The sequence below is a fragment of the Lonepinella sp. BR2271 genome (assembly GCF_051851515.1).
Lineage (GTDB): Bacteria > Pseudomonadota > Gammaproteobacteria > Enterobacterales > Pasteurellaceae > Lonepinella.
This window is the reverse complement of sequence record NZ_JBPDVF010000009.1, coordinates 1-18,511: the sequence shown is the minus strand read 5'-3', so window position 1 is coordinate 18,511 and position 18,511 is coordinate 1. Positions and strand designations below refer to the sequence as shown.

16 protein-coding genes are annotated in these 18,511 nt (G+C 41.7%); 2 read left to right on the top strand and 14 right to left on the bottom strand.

Going from position 1 to position 18,511, the window contains the following annotated elements:
• Positions 1 to 4: 4 nt before the first annotated feature.
• From zwf to ACTG7X_RS07870, 9 genes are all read right to left on the bottom strand, one after another.
• Entirely contained in the window at positions 5 to 1,492 is a 1,488-nt protein-coding gene (zwf, locus tag ACTG7X_RS07910; RefSeq protein WP_439257965.1) for a glucose-6-phosphate dehydrogenase, read from the bottom strand.
• A 70-nt stretch (positions 1,493 to 1,562) separates the two neighbouring features.
• Positions 1,563 to 2,378, bottom strand: a complete 816-nt coding sequence (gene cysQ, locus ACTG7X_RS07905) for a 3'(2'),5'-bisphosphate nucleotidase CysQ (RefSeq protein ID WP_439257964.1) — start codon at positions 2,376 to 2,378, stop codon at positions 1,563 to 1,565.
• Between the two features lie 87 nt (positions 2,379 to 2,465).
• A complete protein-coding gene (locus ACTG7X_RS07900) occupies positions 2,466 to 3,659 on the bottom strand; it encodes a DUF3322 domain-containing protein (protein WP_439257963.1) in 1,194 nt (397 codons plus the stop codon).
• Positions 3,659 to 7,027, bottom strand: a complete 3,369-nt coding sequence (locus ACTG7X_RS07895) for an ATP-binding protein (protein ID WP_439257962.1) — start codon at positions 7,025 to 7,027, stop codon at positions 3,659 to 3,661. Before ACTG7X_RS07895 ends, ACTG7X_RS07900 begins: the two co-directional genes overlap by 1 nt.
• A 67-nt stretch (positions 7,028 to 7,094) precedes the next feature.
• Positions 7,095 to 7,796, bottom strand: a complete 702-nt coding sequence (locus ACTG7X_RS07890; protein WP_439257961.1) for a DUF4194 domain-containing protein — start codon at positions 7,794 to 7,796, stop codon at positions 7,095 to 7,097.
• A gap of 9 nt (positions 7,797 to 7,805) precedes the next feature.
• Positions 7,806 to 9,266 (bottom strand): DUF3375 domain-containing protein, encoded by a 1,461-nt coding sequence (locus tag ACTG7X_RS07885; RefSeq protein WP_439257960.1) that lies wholly within the window; start codon positions 9,264 to 9,266, stop codon positions 7,806 to 7,808.
• Between the two features lie 397 nt (positions 9,267 to 9,663).
• Positions 9,664 to 11,000 (bottom strand): IS3 family transposase gene (locus ACTG7X_RS07880; protein WP_439257959.1). Its coding sequence is split into 2 segments (ribosomal slippage): positions 9,664 to 10,529 and positions 10,529 to 11,000, totalling 1,338 coding nucleotides; the frame shifts between segments, so codons are not numbered across the junction.
• A gap of 98 nt (positions 11,001 to 11,098) precedes the next feature.
• Positions 11,099 to 12,751 (bottom strand): phospho-sugar mutase, encoded by a 1,653-nt coding sequence (locus ACTG7X_RS07875; protein ID WP_439257958.1) that lies wholly within the window; start codon positions 12,749 to 12,751, stop codon positions 11,099 to 11,101.
• A 50-nt stretch (positions 12,752 to 12,801) separates the two neighbouring features.
• Entirely contained in the window at positions 12,802 to 13,695 is an 894-nt protein-coding gene (locus tag ACTG7X_RS07870; RefSeq protein WP_439257957.1) for a DMT family transporter, read from the bottom strand.
• 188 nt (positions 13,696 to 13,883) lie between these two features.
• On the opposite strand from ACTG7X_RS07870, the gene ACTG7X_RS07865 reads away from it, so the two are divergent.
• Positions 13,884 to 15,218 carry a chloride channel protein gene (locus tag ACTG7X_RS07865; RefSeq protein WP_439257956.1) on the top strand — a complete coding sequence of 445 codons (1,335 nt, stop codon included), beginning with the start codon at positions 13,884 to 13,886 and terminating at the stop codon, positions 15,216 to 15,218.
• An 11-nt stretch (positions 15,219 to 15,229) separates the two neighbouring features.
• The gene (dusA, locus tag ACTG7X_RS07860) at positions 15,230 to 16,225 is read left to right on the top strand and encodes a tRNA dihydrouridine(20/20a) synthase DusA (protein ID WP_439257955.1); all 996 of its coding nucleotides are present in this window, start codon (positions 15,230 to 15,232) and stop codon (positions 16,223 to 16,225) included.
• 49 nt (positions 16,226 to 16,274) lie between these two features.
• Here the strand turns inward: dusA and ACTG7X_RS07855 are convergent, their stop codons facing one another.
• The 5 genes from ACTG7X_RS07855 to ACTG7X_RS07835 all read right to left on the bottom strand — a co-directional run.
• A complete protein-coding gene (locus ACTG7X_RS07855; protein ID WP_439257954.1) occupies positions 16,275 to 16,577 on the bottom strand; it encodes a HigA family addiction module antitoxin in 303 nt (100 codons plus the stop codon).
• A gap of 9 nt (positions 16,578 to 16,586) precedes the next feature.
• Positions 16,587 to 16,865, bottom strand: coding sequence for a type II toxin-antitoxin system RelE/ParE family toxin (locus ACTG7X_RS07850; protein ID WP_439257953.1), 279 nt, complete (start codon positions 16,863 to 16,865; stop codon positions 16,587 to 16,589).
• A 76-nt stretch (positions 16,866 to 16,941) separates the two neighbouring features.
• Entirely contained in the window at positions 16,942 to 17,214 is a 273-nt protein-coding gene (locus ACTG7X_RS07845) for a HigA family addiction module antitoxin (RefSeq protein ID WP_439257952.1), read from the bottom strand.
• Between the two features lie 9 nt (positions 17,215 to 17,223).
• The gene (locus ACTG7X_RS07840; protein WP_439239161.1) at positions 17,224 to 17,502 is read right to left on the bottom strand and encodes a type II toxin-antitoxin system RelE/ParE family toxin; all 279 of its coding nucleotides are present in this window, start codon (positions 17,500 to 17,502) and stop codon (positions 17,224 to 17,226) included.
• Between the two features lie 241 nt (positions 17,503 to 17,743).
• A partial coding sequence (locus ACTG7X_RS07835; RefSeq protein ID WP_439257951.1) for an SEL1-like repeat protein occupies positions 17,744 to 18,511 on the bottom strand: 768 nt, incomplete at its 5' end.

Sequence of the window (18,511 nt, the reverse complement as noted above, 5' to 3'; positions counted from 1 at the left end):
CACCTTATACTTTTTTCTTCATTTGACCACTTGGTTTACGCCATACTCGCCCCGATTTTGCGATTAACTTATCCGCCTCTTTTGGTCCCCAAGTGCCAGCTTCATATTCATACACACGACCCCGATTTTCTTTGTAATTCAAAATCGGTTGCACAAATTTCCAGCAAGCATGTACGGCATCCGTACGAGCAAATAATGTTGCATCACCTTTCATGGCGTCTAATAATAAGCGTTCATAAGCGGTTAATAAACTTGATGAGCCGCTTAAATCCGAATAACGGAAATCCATGGAAACTTCTTTGGCATCAAAGCCTGCCCCCGGTTTTTTCAAGCCGAAACGCATGGAAATTCCCTCATCCGGTTGAATGCGGATGATCAATTTATTTTCAGGGGCATTTTGGCTGAATACCGGATGTGGTGTAGTTTTAAAATGGATCACGACTTCCGTCACTCGAGTCGGTAAACGCTTACCTGTACGCACATAAAATGGCACACCCGCCCAACGCCAGTTATCAATTTTACAGCGTAATGCCATAAAGGTTTCCGTATTTGAATCCGTTGGTACACCTTTTTCTTGTAAATAGCCTTTGGCTTGCTCGCCGTCAATTTGGGCTTCGGTATATTGGCCTAGCACCAAATTATTTTGTAGATCATCTTCACTTAATGGGTGCAAACAGTGTAAGACTTTCGCCACTTCATCACGCATAGAATCCGCATTAATAATCGCTGGCGGTTCCATGGCTACCATGGCTAACACTTGCAATAGATGGTTTTGGAACATATCACGCATTGCCCCAGAGCCATCATAATAACCCCCACGTTCTTCCACGCCAATGGATTCTGCGCCTGTAATTTCCACATAATCAATAAAATTACGGCTCCAAAGGGGTTCAAATAAGCCGTTAGAAAAACGTAGCACGAGTAAGTTCTGCACGGTTTCTTTGCCCAAATAATGGTCAATACGGTAAATTTGATGTTCTTCAAAGAAACGGTGGATCTGAATATCTAATTCGTGAGCCGTCTTCAAATCATAACCAAAAGGTTTTTCCACGATAATGCGTTTCCAACCATATTCTTCAGTATTCAAGCCGTGAGCCGCTAGACATTCAGGAATCACACCATAAAGGCTTGGCGGGGTAGAAAGGTAATAAAGCGTGTTACCGCAGGTTTGGTACTTATCGTGTAATTCATCAAGACGTGGCACTAACTTACCATAATCTTGCGAATCAGAGGTGTTTACAGATTGGTAATACAAATGTGAGCAGAAATTATCTAAACTTTCACCTGCTGCTTTCTCATGTTTAATCAATGCTTTACGCATTTTGTCACGAAAACTTTCATCATTTAAATCTGAACGAGCCACGCCCAGCACAGAAAAGTTTTCCGTTAAACGCCCGATTTTATAGAGGTTATAAAGGGCGGGAATTAATTTACGATGGGTCAAATCACCTGACGCACCAAAAATCACAATACAATTATTTTCTGCATTCATATTATATCCTAGTAAAATAATAAACTATTGCGATACTATGCACCATTAACGCACAATTTTCCAATAGCTATCACAAATTAAAGTGAAAGATTTTTTGCCAATTTTTTTCACCATCCGCCGTCATCACAAAAGGCGGATTCACAAAAGTTTCACGTTGATTATAAGTCAAAGGTGAAAAAGAAGGATCAAAAATATTACCATGTAGCTCATTTAATAAAACCTCGGACGCCGCCGTATCCCACTCACCAGTGTCACCTAAGCGGACATAACAATCCGCTATCCCCTCAGCAACTAATGTACTTTTCAATCCGCTTGAACCATAAACAATAAATTCACAAGGAAAATTCTCCGGCAAAATACACCGCACTTTTTGCTTATGGCTTTCTGAACCCACGGCGATATTGAGCGGTTTACTTAAATCAATATGGCGAGCGATTAGGCGTTGATGATTATTATCTTCCCATTTATATGCCCCAAATCCCTGCATAGCGTAATAGGTTTTGTGTAAAATCGGCGCATGAATAACCCCTAAAATAGGACGATTTTGATGAATTAAGGCAATTAAAATGGAAAACTGCCCCGTTCTATCAATAAATTGTTGCGTGCCATCCAAGGGATCGATTAACCAATAGGTTTTCCATTTTTGTCGCTCTGTTAAGGGAATATTGCAATTTTCTTCCGAGAGAACAGGAAAATCAGGGGTAAGTGCGGTGAGTTTTTGGGTTAAAAATTGACTAATGGCAACATCCACTTCTGTCACGGGTGTATTGTCTAATTTTGTATGAATTTCAATAGATTCAGATTTTAGATAGAAATTTTCTAAGATTTTACCTGCTTCATTGGCAATATGAAGAACAGATTGAAGAAGTTGAGCCGTAAGTTGCATAGAAAATCCTAGGTGAAATCCGCGTTGGATTTAGTGTAGCAAAATTTGTGGGGGTTGACGAATGATATTGTTTGATGAGTTGCTTTATCAATGTGCCAACCATTTCGCCAATATCGTTGCGACATAATCCCTTGCTAACCTTTCTTGTTCTAAGCGTGTACAACCAAACTCCCCATTTTTTAACTTCTGATACAAGCCCACTTCTGCCACCGTCAAACCTGCCGGCACAAATTCACAGGCTTTGGCTTCATTCACCATTTGCTTTTGATGTTGAATGAGCGTCTGTTCGTCCATCATTAACGCCCGAATACTGGGCTGTTTTAGACGTGCGAGATTAAGAATATGCAATCCGTCCGAATCTATATCGCCCCAGTAGGCAAGATTTTTATCCGCCAGCCAAGTCGCGTCTAGCCAGGCTACATTTTTGCCGCCACCAGCGACTACTATGCTATTGTCTAAATTTGGCAAGGCGAGAGCAGATTGTTCATTTTCTACAATCAAAATATTCTGGGCAGGCAAGGCAAAATTGAGCAAGGTCTCACTATCCAGCCGTAAAATCGGCAATCCGCCAAGGGCTTGTTGTGCCTTGTTACATAGCGGTTTAATCAATAGCCAGTCTTTAGGCTTGGGCTTGCAATTGAGCCACGCCATTAAGCCTTGGGTTTTGACCTGTCCATTATGTAAAGCATCTAGTAGATTTTCTACGAGTACAAAATGGCTTTCTAAAAACTTAGTATCCACACCGACCAAAGGCAAGGCTCGCAGATAATTGCCCTGCCCCATATTTGCCTGTAACTGGGGGATAAGTTGCACCAGAAGCTGTAATTGCACATCCGCCAACGGTTCAATCAACTCTAAATTATCAATTAACACGTTGATAAAATCCAAATGTGCGGTCAAATTTTGCAATAAAAATGCAAATTTTTCATAAATCCGTGCAAATGCTTGTTGTTCATTTTCGCCTAGGCAAGCGATTAAATCAGGTAAAGTGTTAATCTGAATTTTAATGGGGATATTTTGCTGCCCAAAATGGCGTAGTTGGCGTGTTTGCCATTGCACATTAAAGTTTGGTGGGGAGTTTTGCCAAGCGTGGATAAAAGACTGAAAATGTTCAGGATTTTCCAGCACTTGTGCATTTGTGGGGGCTTTTAGGCTGATTTCTAGCGGAAAAGCACGCTCGCCTTTTAAGCGTGCTTTGAGATGGGTGCGATTGAGCCATTCACGCTGGGTAAGTTGGGCGGTGATATTGTGGGGAAGTAAGCCCCAATTTACATCTGCCATTAAGTTAATTCAACCCCCAAATCCTGTGCTTGCTGTGCAAGATTTTGCTTCTTCGCCAGCTGCTCATCAATCTGTTGCCACGTGACTTCGCATAAACGGCTTTCGTGTTTTTCGCTATCACGTTCAGCAATCAGTAAACTGCGAGCGGATTCTCGTGCTAAATTTAAGTTTTTATACGGCGTAATCAAATTAACGTGAATGCCAAGGGCTTTAAACACTCGCAACACTCGGCGACTCACCGCTTCGGCGGTATTAGAAAAGGCTTCGTCCAAAAATACCGTGCTATAAATCGGATAATCGCCATTATCAGGGGTGAGTACATAGGCGAGGCTAGCCGCCACAATCGTACCAGCAAAGGACTCTTTTTCACCGCCTGATTTACCGCTAGATGAATCCAACACATCAAGCACTTCGCCACTTTGGCTATGCACTTCTTCGGCTTTGAATGCCATTTGATAGCGTGGGTCAAGCAAGCGTAAACTCTCTAAACTGTGAGCGGTTGCTGAGTCGCTGGCTTTGTCCAGAATCTGTACTAATTCTTGCAATAAATTAAAGCGTTCTTCGTGATTATCGCTGGTTAAGTAACCCAAGGCTTTTTTGAGATTGCGATCAAAAGCAATAACGTGGGCATATTTTTCACGTTTGGCATCTAAACGTAAATAAGAGTTGGCTTTAAATTCCGTTTTTGCCAACACGAGATTGATACGTGCAATGCGGTCACGGATTTTTTCATATTCGCTTTCTAGCTGATTTTGTAGTCGTGCCAAGGATTGCGTAGTGTGTTTGTTGAGCCGTTGTTTGAACTGCTCAAACAGTTGCGGTAAACCTTCTTGTTGCAATTCGTCCAAGTAACGCAAACAATCCGCCAAGCCGTCCAAGCCAACGCCCCAGTCCACGCTGAGCGGTTGCCATTTGTCCTTGCCCTTAAAGGAACTCATCACGCCCACCGCACTCTTTTCTTCGCTACCTAAGCGTTCACGAATGCGTTGTAAATCCTGCTCCAGCTCGTTTTCGGCTTGCTGTTGTTCACGATAAACTTCACGATAGCTTTCAGCATTAATCTGCCCAAAACGCTTAGTTAATAAAGCTCGTATATCATCTGCTAACCCCTGTTGCATCAAGGTTTCCGCTTGTGCAAGTTGCTGAGTAAAATTTGTCTGTTCTTGTTGCTGTGAACCTTGTTCGGTAGCAAGTGTTAATCTTGCGGATCGTAGCTGTTCTAAACCGCTTTTCGCCGTATCCCAGCGTATTTTGGCTTGAGCTAAATCGCCTTGATTGTCTTCCAAGCGTGCCAAGTCTTGTTGCTTGCTAGCAAGTAAATGTTGCTGATAAGGGACATTGATATTGTCCCACTGAAATTCACTTAATTTACGCCATAATTCTAATTGTGAATGCAAGGTTTCTAATGCGATTTGACTATTTTTATAGGCGTTTTCGGCTTCTTTGAGTTCAGCTTGCAAAGCGTTGTACTGTTGATTTAGCAAGGCTAATTTTTGTTCATTGCTAAAGCCAAGTTGCCATTGACGGCGATCATTGACTTGGTGCTGATCTTTTTTCTCAAAATAGCCCTTTTGTAATTGCATTAAGCCTTGTTCAGTGAGCGAAAATGGCGTGCGGTTGAGTTCGTCAATGCCATTCACACAAGTTAAATCGCTCTTGCTTAAATGCTGTTGCAACCAGTGCTGATAAGGATGTTTACGCCAAATCAGCTTGCTTAAAAAGCCATTATTAGCAAACTCGACAGGGGCAAAATTGCCCTGTTCTACCACTTGAGCCCGTACAAATAGCCCTGTATGGTGTTGATTAAGCCAATCGGTCACTTGGGCGTAACGAGCTTGTGGCACCAGTAACGTCGTGCGTTTTCCACCTAAGGCTCGCTCAATCGCCCCTTGCCACGCTTGCTCATTTTCGGCAACATCAATTAACTCACCGATAAACATTAGGCTATTGTCAGCAAAGTTTAATTCATCAGCAATCTTATCCCTAAGCTGTTGATAACGCAGGTCAATATTAGAATTTGGGCGTGCTTTTAAGGCGGTGATATCTTGCTGAATATCGCTTAATTGTTCGGCAAGGGCTTTTTGCGTGGCATAACATTCACTAAATTGAATTTGCAGTGCTTTTTTCTGTTCCGCTCCACTGGCTAGGGTTTGCTCGGCTTGACGTTGATGTCCATCAAATACATCTTCTGCTAATTGCTCGTTTAAGGCTAATTCACGGCAGATTTTTTGATATTGACTGCTATCCCAAATCATCCGTTGCAGTTTTTCTTGTAGATAAGTAATGTCTTTGCGTAAACTTTCTATTTGATCACCACCGAGTTGCAGATATTGTGCGTGATAAAGTTCAACTTGAGCTTCGCTATCGGCAATGGCTTGCTTGTTGCTGCGAATTTGCCGTTCAATGTCCGCTAATTTTTCAGCGATGATTTGCAATTTTTCGCTTAGAATTTGAGCTTGAATTTGGGCAAAATAAACAGGCAAGCCGATTTTTTGTTGTTCTAAACTGTGGCTTTGCTCTCGCAACTTGTCTATATTTTGGGCTAACTGTGGTAGACGTTCTAAGTGGGCAACCTGTTCACGTACATCCAGTAATTTATCGTGCGTACTAACAAGATCAGCAAATTCAGCCACTATCAAGCGTGCTTCATCACGTAAACTACTTGGTTCAAGCACCAACTCTCGGATTAACTTAGTTAAATCATCAATCTTTTTTAATCCCAAAGCACGAGATAGTAAGGCTGGGGCGTTTTTGTTTTGCATAGATAAGAGTTGACGATACAACTGCTGATAATCGTTAAAGCGATCATCAAGGCAAGTGATCTGTGGTTGCAATTTGAGCCACGTTTTTAGCGATCGACTGTCAGCATCGGCAAAAACATCAAGCACATCTTTGAGCTGAATATTTTGCTTGCCAATCAGATATAAACGCTTGACATCACTTAGGCTGTTGCTAGCTTGCAACGTCCAAAACAGTGCCACAAGGGTAATTTGTGTGCCATCATCATCTTGATATAAAGCACGCAAGCCTGTAATCACCGCCTTATCACGCTTGTTTTTAGTGCGTGTTTGGCTGCCGTCATTTGCCGAACCAAAACTCCCACGCATATAGGACAACAGCGAACGATCCGAACGGTCGCCTTGAGCGGCGGCTACGTTAAAACTGGCTTTACTTGGGGGAAGTAATAACGCCATTAAACCGTCAATAAACGTAGATTTACCTGCACCATTATCACCTGTAATCAGTGTGCCTTGTGGGTCTATGCGGGCATTATGCAGACCGTGAAATGATCCCCAATTAAACACCGATAATTCCGCAAGGCGGATTTGGGACTGAGCGAAAAGCGTATTTTGCGTGGTGTCTGGCATAGCGGTGTCCTGAATGTGTTTAATCTGTTAAAAGTGCGGTGATTTTTTACGGATAATTTGCAAATAATTACTGTTCGGCTAATTGTTGATATTCCACCAATAAACTTTCTAAAAACTCGGCATTGACCACATAGCGAATAATCGGTGTAATTTCAAAACGCTCGTCTGACCCCCTAACAGCGGTGAGTAGTTTGCGTTTCATTAGCTCTTTGACACGTCCGCTTAATTTTTTACGTTCAAGGCTGGCGTGTTCTACTAACGGCAAAAATGGACTTAGGCTAATTTCTAACTGCTCTAAATCTATGATGATTTTTTGCTCGCCTGCGGTTTCTCGTTCTTGGTAATGTTTGCGTAAGACCAATAACAATAAGGTATCAAATAGCGACAAAGTCCGCCTTGTGATCAACGAATAACTGTCTTCATCGGCTTCGTCATTTTCGTCATCGCTTGTTGTGTTATCTTGGGTTTGTACAAATGCCACCCCAGCACGCTCATCAAGCATTAAGGACAAATATACATCAGCCAAATGCTGACGAATTTGCACTTGATAACGGCATAGGCTCTCAAATAATTTCGCTTTTTGGCTATGTAAAATCACACCCTGACGCAACAAATAAACCAACACACGCTTGGCGTCTTCAGGCATTGCTTGTGGAAAGACTTCAGGTGGACTTACTTCATCCTGAGATTCGCTGTTCTCGGCTGGTTCAAGCTCGCTTGTCGTGTCAGTCGGTTTACCACTGATCATTTCAAATAGGCTTTGCGACATTATTTTTCCTTATAGCGGTAATTCATTTAAATCAGTGGGGAATAAATCCACACTCAACAGCAACATAGGTATAGAAACTTGCAATTTCTCGCCATTTTTATCGCAGATGATACAACTTTCTCGCTGTCCCAAATCGGGTGCATTAACGGCTTTTGCCACTCGCAAAAATGCCACTAATTCTTCCAAACCTGCTGTAATCGGCAAACGTTCCACAAGCCTTGCAACACTTAATGCCCCTGATTGTTTCAAACAAGCAAAAATCTGCTCGGCAACTTGCCCAATTTTCACCGTTTCTAGGCTAGCCAAGACCATATCACTGGCATTATGACTATTTTGGTGCAATGTGGTATCGGTTTGAACTTTCTCACTCGGTAATTTTAAGCGTTGAGCAGTAGGGGAATTGATTTGAACGGTACCTGTTGGCAAGGATAGTGATGTGTTGATTTTGTGCAAATTATCTAACTGGCAAAAATTCACCGCAATTTTTTCTAACTTACTCAGCAAACGATCTACCGCTTGATTTTCCACTGCTTGTCCACTTTCTATATAAGATCGCAGTTCTTGTTCGGTGCGGCGACGGACTCTAAATACTCGCTGACTTTCATTGTTTAGCTCATTCATCAGTTGCCCCAAAAAGCGAGCTTGATTATCGGCTAAATGACTGGCGACATCTGGCTTAGCAAGAACTTGACGTAATTGTTCACGCAATTCCGTGGCACGATTAGGGTCGCACAATAGCTGAAAAAATCCTTCAAAGGCACTGCCAGCTTCGGTTTTGGCAAGCAGTTCTTCTTTGTCCATCACCGACTGCAATACTGCCCCACGCGAACTATCATCACTAATCATCGCAATCCGTAAAGACTGATCAAACTGACGAATTTCTTCTTCCAAATGACGAAAATCAGCAGTCAAAAGCGATGCTAATTGATAGATTTCACGAATGCGTTCACGCTTGTGGCTGTCATCAAGTTCAATGATTACCCCTGCATTTATGGCATCAATTTCTCGCTGAATTTCAGCTTTTTTGTTCTCTAATAAGGCAATGCGGTCATCCGAATTATCACTTAACGCCACCACCAACTCACGTACTGCTTCTTGCACAATGCGTAAATGCGACGCTGTGGTGTTTGATGCCCGCTGTTGTAAATTACGACAAAAACGTAACGCCGTTTCAGCAGAATCTGTTTTGGTAAGCAGATCATCCATTTCCCTAAGCCAACCTTGGCGTATCCACTGATTCAGATAAGTAGTGGCATTATTTTGCGTTTCCCAAGTGCCTAACTCTCGGCTACGTTCTAATACTGCATCAAGCAATAAACGAGCTTCCCCATAGGAAATTTCGCTATCGTCCGTAAAAATATCATCCAAAAATGCCAAAATATAAGGTGCATTATCCGCACGCAACAACGCCCACGCACGACTTTCTTGCTGTGCGATTTTGTATTTGGCTTGCAGGGATTGGAAAGACATTGGCTACGTTTAAGGTTATGAATATTATCAAGAATTGTAATAAGGGGAATAAGGTATGTCAATCAGATTATATCACTTTTATTATCGTTCATAAATTAAAAGAACTGAATATAACACCGTTTTTTCTCCCCCCAGAATGCTTTTTTTCAACATCCTTTTCACCAATGCCCAATTCGGGCTAGTGTTAGTGTGATGTGCGAGTAGTTCGTTGTTAAATGTATCTAAAATCGGCGAAAAGTAGAGTTTATTACCATCTTTTACTCTAAACTCCGTAACCATTTTTCATTCGGTTTACTGGCAGTAAGAGCACGTTTAAGCCTATTTTAGGTATTTTTTACTTTTCATTTTTAAGCCCCTTCCTCGTATGATCTGAACCCCAAAAACCGGACAGTTTAGTTTAAGTATTTAAGGACTGAGTTCTGTATTCCACAGGGCTTAGTCCTTTTAATTTGGTTTGGATACGTTCGTTATTGTAGTAAGCAATATAATCGAGGAGAGTTTGCTCCAGTTGCTCAATACTTTCAAACTGCTTACCATAATAGCATTCTTCCTTTAATCGTCCAAAAAAACTTTCCGTTGCTGCATTATCAATGCAGTTACCTTTTCGGCTCATACTTTGCAAAATATTATGCTTTTCTAACCGCTTACGATAGCTAAGATGTCGATATTGCCAACCTTGGTCTGAATGTAAAATAGGCTTATCCCCTGGTTTCAGCTTCTTAACAGCTTGCTCTAGCATTCTGTCTATTTGTGCCCAATTTGGGCTACGGCTTAGGTCATAAGCAATAATTTCACCATTGTAGAAGTCCTTAATCGGCGAGAGATAGAGTTTCTCATTACGGCATTTAAACTCAGTAATATCCGTTCCCCATTTTTCATTGGGTTTGCTTGCCGTAAAGTTGCGTTCAAGTAGATTAGGAGCGATTTCCCCAACATCCCCTTGATAGCTTTGATATTCCCGTTTTGGCTTTCTTTCCCCTTTTAAACCCAGTTCGTTCATCAATTTGGCGACTTTTTTATGGTTGACGACAATTCCTTTTTTACGCAAGGCTAGTGTGATTCGGCGATAACCATAACGTCCGTCATTTTTGATGAAAATACGTTTAATTTTTGCTTTTAAAGCCTTATCGGGATTATCTTGCCTATTAAGATTATCGTAGAACGTACTTCGAGCCAGTTGGGCAATATCTAGCAAAACATCTAATGGCCCTAATTCTCTTAACTCATTGATGATTTTCGCTTTTTCTCTTTTTGTTCTAGCTCCGCCAGCTTTTTTAGATAGATATTCTCCAATTTTAAGCGATAGTTTTCCGCTTGTAATTTTTCAATCTCTGTTTGTGGTGCTTTCATTTTTTTAGGTTTAATCAATGTTTTCATCACTTTTCGTCCTTTAGGTTTGGGTTCAAGTCCTGTTATACCTTGTTCTTTAAAACGTTTCAACCAATTTACAACCACACTGTGAGTGGGAAGATTAGCCTTTAAAGCTGCTTGTCGAATGCTCATTTCACCCGATAATACAGGCGTGATAATTTGGAATTTTTCATCTGCAGTATATTGTTTCCAAGTGGACTGATTCTGCAATGCAGACGTACCTGAATACGTGTATTTAGCGAGCCAATCTTTTATGATTGATTCTGGAATTTGGAAATGCTGACTTGTTTTAGTGAAAGAATAAGAAACATTCAGATAGAACTGAATCACTTCAAGTTTGAATTGTGCGTTATATTTGGTCATAAAAATCTGCCCCTTAATCAGTTGGTTTGTGTCCAACTTTTTGGGGGCAGATCATTTTTTTACACCGCACTTTCTTGCGCAATTAAGCGATAAGCAGTTTAACAATCCTGCCCACCATATTTCTCATCACGCAACATGGCACGCACGGCGTGATCAAAGTCTTTTAACACCTGATCGGCATTTTCTGCATTCACGCCTTTGGCATCTAAATAAAACTTAATTTTTGGTTCAGTGCCAGAGGGGCGAGCAATTAAACGGTTGCCGTTGACTAAGGTGAAAATCAGAATATTACTATGGCGATCAGTTTTCATATGATCAATAAACAAAGTCACTTCCGTTCCGCCGATTTGACTTGGCGGATTTTCCCGAAGTGCGGTCATTAATTCGCCAATTTTTGCCAGATCACTAACCCGAATGGAAATTTGCCCACTCACATACGCCCCGAAAGTTTGGGTAAACTCGGCGATATAATCCGCCAAGGTTTTGCCTTGTTGTTTTAAATGGCAAATGAGATCTAAGAACACAATGGCCGCGGAAATGCCGTCTTTATCTCGCACTTTGTCAGGGTCAACTAAATAACCTAAGGCTTCTTCAAAACCGAACACTAAATTTTGCACTTTGCCAATATATTTAAAGCCCGTTAAGGTTTCTTCTGATTGAAAACCGTATTTTTTGGCAATTTCTGCCAGAGCAGGTGAAGACACCAAAGAGCATGCCAACACGCCTTGTTTGCCTTGATTTTTTTCGGCAAGATACCAACCGAGTAAACAACCAATCACATTGCCGTGCAAGGCTTTCCAATTGCCTTGACTATCTGGCACGGCAACTGCCAGCCGATCTGCATCAGGGTCGTTAGCTAAAATAAATTCTGCATTTTTCGCTTTGGCTAATTTAAAGGCTAAATCTAATGCCCCTTTTTCTTCGGGGTTAGGGAAATTCACCGTTGGGAATGCGCCATCGGGTTGAATTTGTTCAGTGACTAAATGGGGTTGTGGTAAACATGCTTTAGTCAAGGTTTTGCTTAACACTTCATAACCGACACCGTGCATAGCCGTATAAACATAGTTAATCTCGGCTTTTGGCTGTTTAGCTAGGCTTGCCGTTTTTTCAATATAGGCGTTGACGACTTCATCATCTAACACTATGTAATCTTGGCTGCGTGGTAAATCTTGAATATTACCAAGGGCGACTTCATCAATTAAGGCAGCAATTTGTTTATCGGCAGGTGAAACAATTTGACCCCCACCATTCGCTTTACCTAAATACACTTTATAGCCATTATCTTCCGGTGGGTTATGACTGGCAGTAACCATCACACCTGCGGTGGTGTCGAAATGTTGGATAGCGTAAGCTAACACTGGGGTGGGCAATTTACGGGGTAATAAATAAGTTTTAATCCCTGCTCCCGCCATGATTTCAGCAGTATCTTTAGCGAAAACATCCGAATTTTTCCGACCGTCATAACCTAAAACGATAGAGGGCTTTTCATCATAATCTTGAATAAATTTGGCTAAGCCGCCAGCAGCTTGAGCCACGAGAACACGGTTCATCCCCATAGAACCGGCTTGTAAACGCCCACGTAAGCCTGCTGTGCCAAATTGCAAACGGCCGTCAAAACGAGCGTTAAGTTCATCTGTGGCAGCCTTATCACCGGCTTGTGCTTGTTCAATTAATTGACTTAATTCTGCTTTGGTTTCTGCATCGGGATCTTGTGCTAACCAGTTTTGTGCAAGATTAAAAATTGTTGTCATAGTATCTCCTTATTTTTATTAAAATAATCATTAACATGGTTGTTAATTATTTAGCCTATCTTTTTCAAGGCTAAAATACAACCTAAAATCACGATTATTCCGCCTAATCCTTGATATAGGTTAATTTTTTCACCGAGTGTGAAATAGCCAATAACGGCGGTGGAAAGAGGAATGATTAATTGAATAATATTAAACACCACCACCCCTTGTTTTTGTACAATATAAAATGCCATTAACATGCCTGTCAACATACCATAAACCCCAGCTAACCCCAAACCGATTAATAGCCCTTGATTGACCTGTTGCAGTTGTTCAATGCTATTGGTATGAATGGCAAGCATAAGATAAAGCAATCCTGAAAGGGTGGCGGTGGAGGCACTAATCACAATAGCGTGCAATTTTCTTGCCACCTGTTTTACCAACAAATTTTGAATAGATTGAATAAAAATAGCCGTGGCTAAAAACAGTGAACCGAGTAGAAAATCGCTGTTTTGTGCATTTTTATTACTATAAAAAACAAAGATTAGCGAACCTATAATCGCTATCAGACTGCCGACATAAAAGCGTTTTTGTTTAGCTCGTTGGCGTTCATCTTGAAAGAAAATGGCTGCCATAATAATGGCTAATGGCATCGCTAAAATACCAAAAATACTGCCAGCTAAAGCGGAGGTGTACTTTAGTCCATTAATAAAAAAATACATATTGCCTGTCATAAATACCGCTAATAGCAATAGACTGACAATAATCTTCGGCTCTACCCATATTTTTTTCAGTTCTTGTCTAAATTTTACCAAACAAATCAATATGAAAAATAATCCACCCGATAAGAATCTGACGGCATTATTATTTAAGGTTTCAAAATGAATGCTCATAAACCGCATAATGGGGAAACCAAAGCCCATTAAAATAATATAAGCAAGGCGTGTAAATTGTTCGTTGTTCATGGTTGGCTAAAAGGGAAAAATCTTCATGCCGATCATGTCGTAAAATCTGTGAAAAATAAAGAAAGAAATAGTAAAAATGAGAGATAGTTCACAAAATTCTGACCAACAAGAGAATATGGAGTAAAGAATAGCGTGCTGATTTATGTTAATATAAAGCGATTAAAGAAGAACTTATTTATCATTGGCCTATGAATATTCGTTACTTTTTACACAAAAAATTACGCCAAACGCACCGCATTTCTCGCAAAACCGTAGAGTTTTCTTGCTTACTGATTGGGGCAAGTTTGGTGTCGTTGTTTTCCCTTGGATTTGCCAAATTAGCAGAATTTGGCTTGGAGCTGAATGCCCAATGGACCGCCAGTTATCCCCTTGCGGTTTGGGTTGTTTTGCCGTTGGGATTAGCCGCATTAGCTTGGTTTACCCCAAGATACACGCCTTTTGTCGGGGGGAGTGGTATTCCCCAAGTGATTGCCGCCATGAGTTTGCCACATGGTTCAAGAAAATCCCATTTGGTGCAGTTTGTGCAAACCCTTTGGAAAATTCCACTCACCTTTTTAGCCATGTTATTTGGTGCCTCCGTGGGGCGTGAGGGGCCGTCTGTGCAAGTGGGGGCTGCTGTGATGTTGGCTTGGGGCAACTGGTGTCATCATCATAATGTGGCATTCCGAGGTTTGAATGCCAATGAGTTAATGGCCGCCGGTGCCGGTGGTGGGTTAGCGGCTGCTTTTAATGCACCGCTCGCTGGGGTGATTTTTGCCCTTGAAGAACTCGGACGTGGGGTCATTTTGCGTTGGGAACGGCGTGTGTTATTAGGCGTGCTTGCCGCCGGTTTTATTTTAGTGGCCATTGATGGTAATAACCCTTATTTTCCTTTATACAAAGGGGCGACCAATGCAGATCAAATATTGCTTTGGGTGCTGTTATGTGGCGTGATCTGCGGTGTTTTTGGTGGGATTTTTGCCCGACTTTTAGCCAAAGGCGTGGCAGGCGTCGTGCCTGGGGTGATTCGTGGTTGGGTACGCCGTCATCCGATTTTGATCGCCATGATTTTAGGCTTGGTTTTAGCTGGGCTTGGCACTTACACCCACGGTCAAACCTACGGCACCGGTTATAAAGTGGTAACGCAAGCCTTGGGCGGAGAACTGGTGGAACCCGAAGTGACAGGCATCGCCAAATTATTTGCTACGGTAGCGACCTATTGGACAGGTATTGCAGGGGGGATTTTCACGCCTGCGTTAACAGTGGGGGCAGGAATTGGGTCCCAAATTGCCGGCTTTACAGGCGGTTTAGTAGATGCTCGTTTGTTGGTGTTACTCTGCATGGCCGCATTTTTAGCCGGTGCAACCCAATCGCCAGTGACAGCAGCCGTGGTCGTGATGGAAATGACAGGGAGCCAGCCTGTGTTAATTTGGTTATTAATCGGCGGTATTATTGCCACCATTGTGTCACGTCAAATTATGCCAAAACCGTTTTACCATTTTGCCGCAGGCCGTTTTCGTCAACGTATTCAAGAACAAGGATAATTAAAAAACTTATGCAAAATCAACCGCACTTTCCTACGCCTTATTACCGTGGACGTTTTTCCGTGGCCCCCATGTTAGATTGGACAACTCGTCATTGCCGTTATTTTCATCGTCAATTTACTAAGCACGCTTTGCTTTATACGGAAATGGTGACGGCACCTGCGATTATTCACGCCAAATATGATCATTTAGCGTTTGATTTAGCGGAAAATCCTGTTGCCTTACAATTAGGCGGCAGCGACCCTGAACAGCTCAAACAATGTGCGATTTTAGCGGAACAACGAGGTTATCAAGAGATTAATTTGAACGTTGGCTGTCCATCCGACCGAGTGCAAAATGGCATGTTTGGGGCATGCTTAATGGCAAAAGCAGATTTAGTGGCAGACTGCGTGCAAGCGATGCAAAATGCGGTGAAAATTCCTGTCACGGTCAAAACCCGTATCGGCATTGATGACTTAGACAGCTACGATTTTCTGTGTGATTTTGTGCAAAAAGTGCAAGCGGTGGGCTGTCAGGAGTTTATTGTTCATGCTCGCAAAGCCTGGCTTTCTGGCTTAAGCCCAAAACAAAATCGGGAAATTCCGCCTTTAGATTACGAGCGAGTGTATCAGCTCAAACGAGATTTCCCGCACCTTTGGATTAGCATTAACGGTGGCATTAAAACCATTGCAGAAATTCAAGCCCATCTGCAACAGGTTGATGGCGTGATGGTAGGACGTGAAGCCTATCAAAATCCATCTTTATTAGGCGAAATTGATCGAGCGTTGTTTGACCCTAATGCTCCGATCATCACCGCTCATCAAGCAGTGCGGAATATGTTCCCTTATATTGAAAGCCAACTCAGTCAGGGCGTGTATTTAAATCATATTGTTCGCCATATATTGGGTGCATTCCAAAACTGCAAAGGGGCAAGACAATGGCGACGACATTTAAGTGAAAATGCCTGCAAGCCGAATGCGGGGATTGACGTGGTGGAAACGGCATTGGGGTTTGTGGAAGCGGATTAAAATGTGGGAATGAATGGCTAAGTGCGGTGAAAAATACCGCACTTTTTTATTACACACCTTGCCAAGAATGTACTGGCATCACGCCCAAAGGGGATTTTTGCTCCGCTTTCCATAAATCATAATTGGCTTGTTGGTGTAGCCAGCTTTCAGGCGTAGGACTGTCTTCTCCCAACCATTGATGCAACCGAATCGCCATATCTGCACTGATTCCCGCTTTGCCATTGAGCAAGCGAGAAAACGTGACTCGATTTACCCCAAGTTGTTTAGCTGCTTCTGTCACCGTTAGCCCTAATTCAGGTAAAATATCTTCTTTAATCATTTCCGCAGGATGCGGTGGGTTGTACATTGGCATTGTTTTTCCTTAATGATAATCTTGATAATCCACAATTTCAGCGTGTCCGTTTTCAAGCCGAAAAGTTATTCGCCAGTTACCGTTGACCTTAACGCTCCAATGATTTTGCAAATTTCCCATCAATGGATGTAAATTCCAACCGGGTACATTCATATCTTGCGGAACTTTTGCACTATCTAAGCGAGCTAATATACGAGAAATTTTGGCGGAATGTTGGCTTTGAATACCTGCCTTACTTCCCGTAAGGTAAAATTTCTCTAGACCTTTATGCTTGAAAGAAAGGATCATTTTTATTCCTAAATTAAATAGTCTATTCGAATTGTAGTGGAATACACTACATAATTCAACGGATTTTATTAAAAACCTACGCCAAAACAGGGCTAAAACGGAAACCTTTGTTATGTTCCAATTGCCATAAATCATAATCCGCTTGCATACCCAACCAAACTTTGGCACTCGTATTAAAAATATAGCTTAATCTCAATGCCATTTCGGGCGAAATAGCGGATTTTGCGTTTAAAATCCGTGATAACGTGGTTCGGGTTACACCCAATTTTTTAGCAAATTCGGTTACGGTCGTGTCAGCAATAAATTCTTGTAACACTTCACCTGGGTGGGGGGGGTTGTACATACGCATAATAATTCCTTAATGATAATCTTGATAATCCACAATCTGGGCGTGTCCTTGTTCAAATTTAAAAGTAATACGCCAATTGCCACTGACTTTAATCGACCAATGATCAGCAAGATTGCCCGTTAAGGCGTGCAAATTGAACCCAGGCACATCCATATCACTAATATCTGCGGCGTTATTCAAGTAGGTCAACCTTAGGGCAATTTTCTTGGCGTGGCTTGCTTGTATCCCAGCGGTTGAACCTGTGGTAAAGAATTTTTCCAATCCTTTATGTTTAAATGAAATGATCATCGGATTAAAATCTCGTACTGTGTAGCTACACTATACAGCTATAAATATCATCTGTCAAAGTCGATTTTCACTTTTATGCTATTTCAATACCAGCCTATAAAACAGCAAGCACCAAGCATGGATTGGACGTTAGTGTCACCTAGTTCTGCTTGGCGTTTGATCTGATCAATTTGGTTGGCGTGGGCTGGAATAACGAAAAATAATACAAGTATCAAAAATTTGTACATTATAATTTTCTTTATTAATATCTTCGTTCATTCAATTTACGGTAATTATCACATCCGTCTTGATAACCATTATCACAGGATTGACCAAATAACTCTTTAGCACGTCGTTTATCTTGTCTTACCCCTTGTCCATTATAATATATTAAGGCAAGATTAAATTGTGCTTTTGCATACCCTTGTTCAGCGGCTTTTTGATACCAATAGACCGCTTGTTGGTAATCTTGTTTTACGCCTTGCCCATCACTATATCTATTACCAAGATTATTTTGTGCATTTGGCTCTCCTTGCTCAGCGGCTTTTTGATACCAATAGACCGCTTGTCGGTAATCTTGTTTTACGCCTTGCCCATTATCATACATATTACCAAGATTAAATTGTGCTTTTGCATCCCCTTGTTCAGCAGCTTTTTGATACCAATAGACCGCTTGTCGGTAATCTTGTTTTACGCCTTGCCCATCATAATAGCTTAAGGCAAGATTAAATTGTGCTCCTGCATACCCTTGTTCAGCGGCTTTTTGATACCAATAAACCGCTTGTCGGTAATCTTGTCTTACCCCTTGTCCATTATAATATATGAAGGCAAGATTGAATTGTGCTTTTGCATTCCCTTGCTCCGCTGCCTTTTGAAACCAATACACAGCTTGTTTATAATCTTGTTTTACGCCTTGTCCATCATAATAATTTAAAGCAAGATTATATTGTGCTTTTGCATTCCCTTGCTCCGCTGCCTTTTGAAACCAATACACAGCTTGTTTATAATCTTGTTTTACGCCTTGTCCATC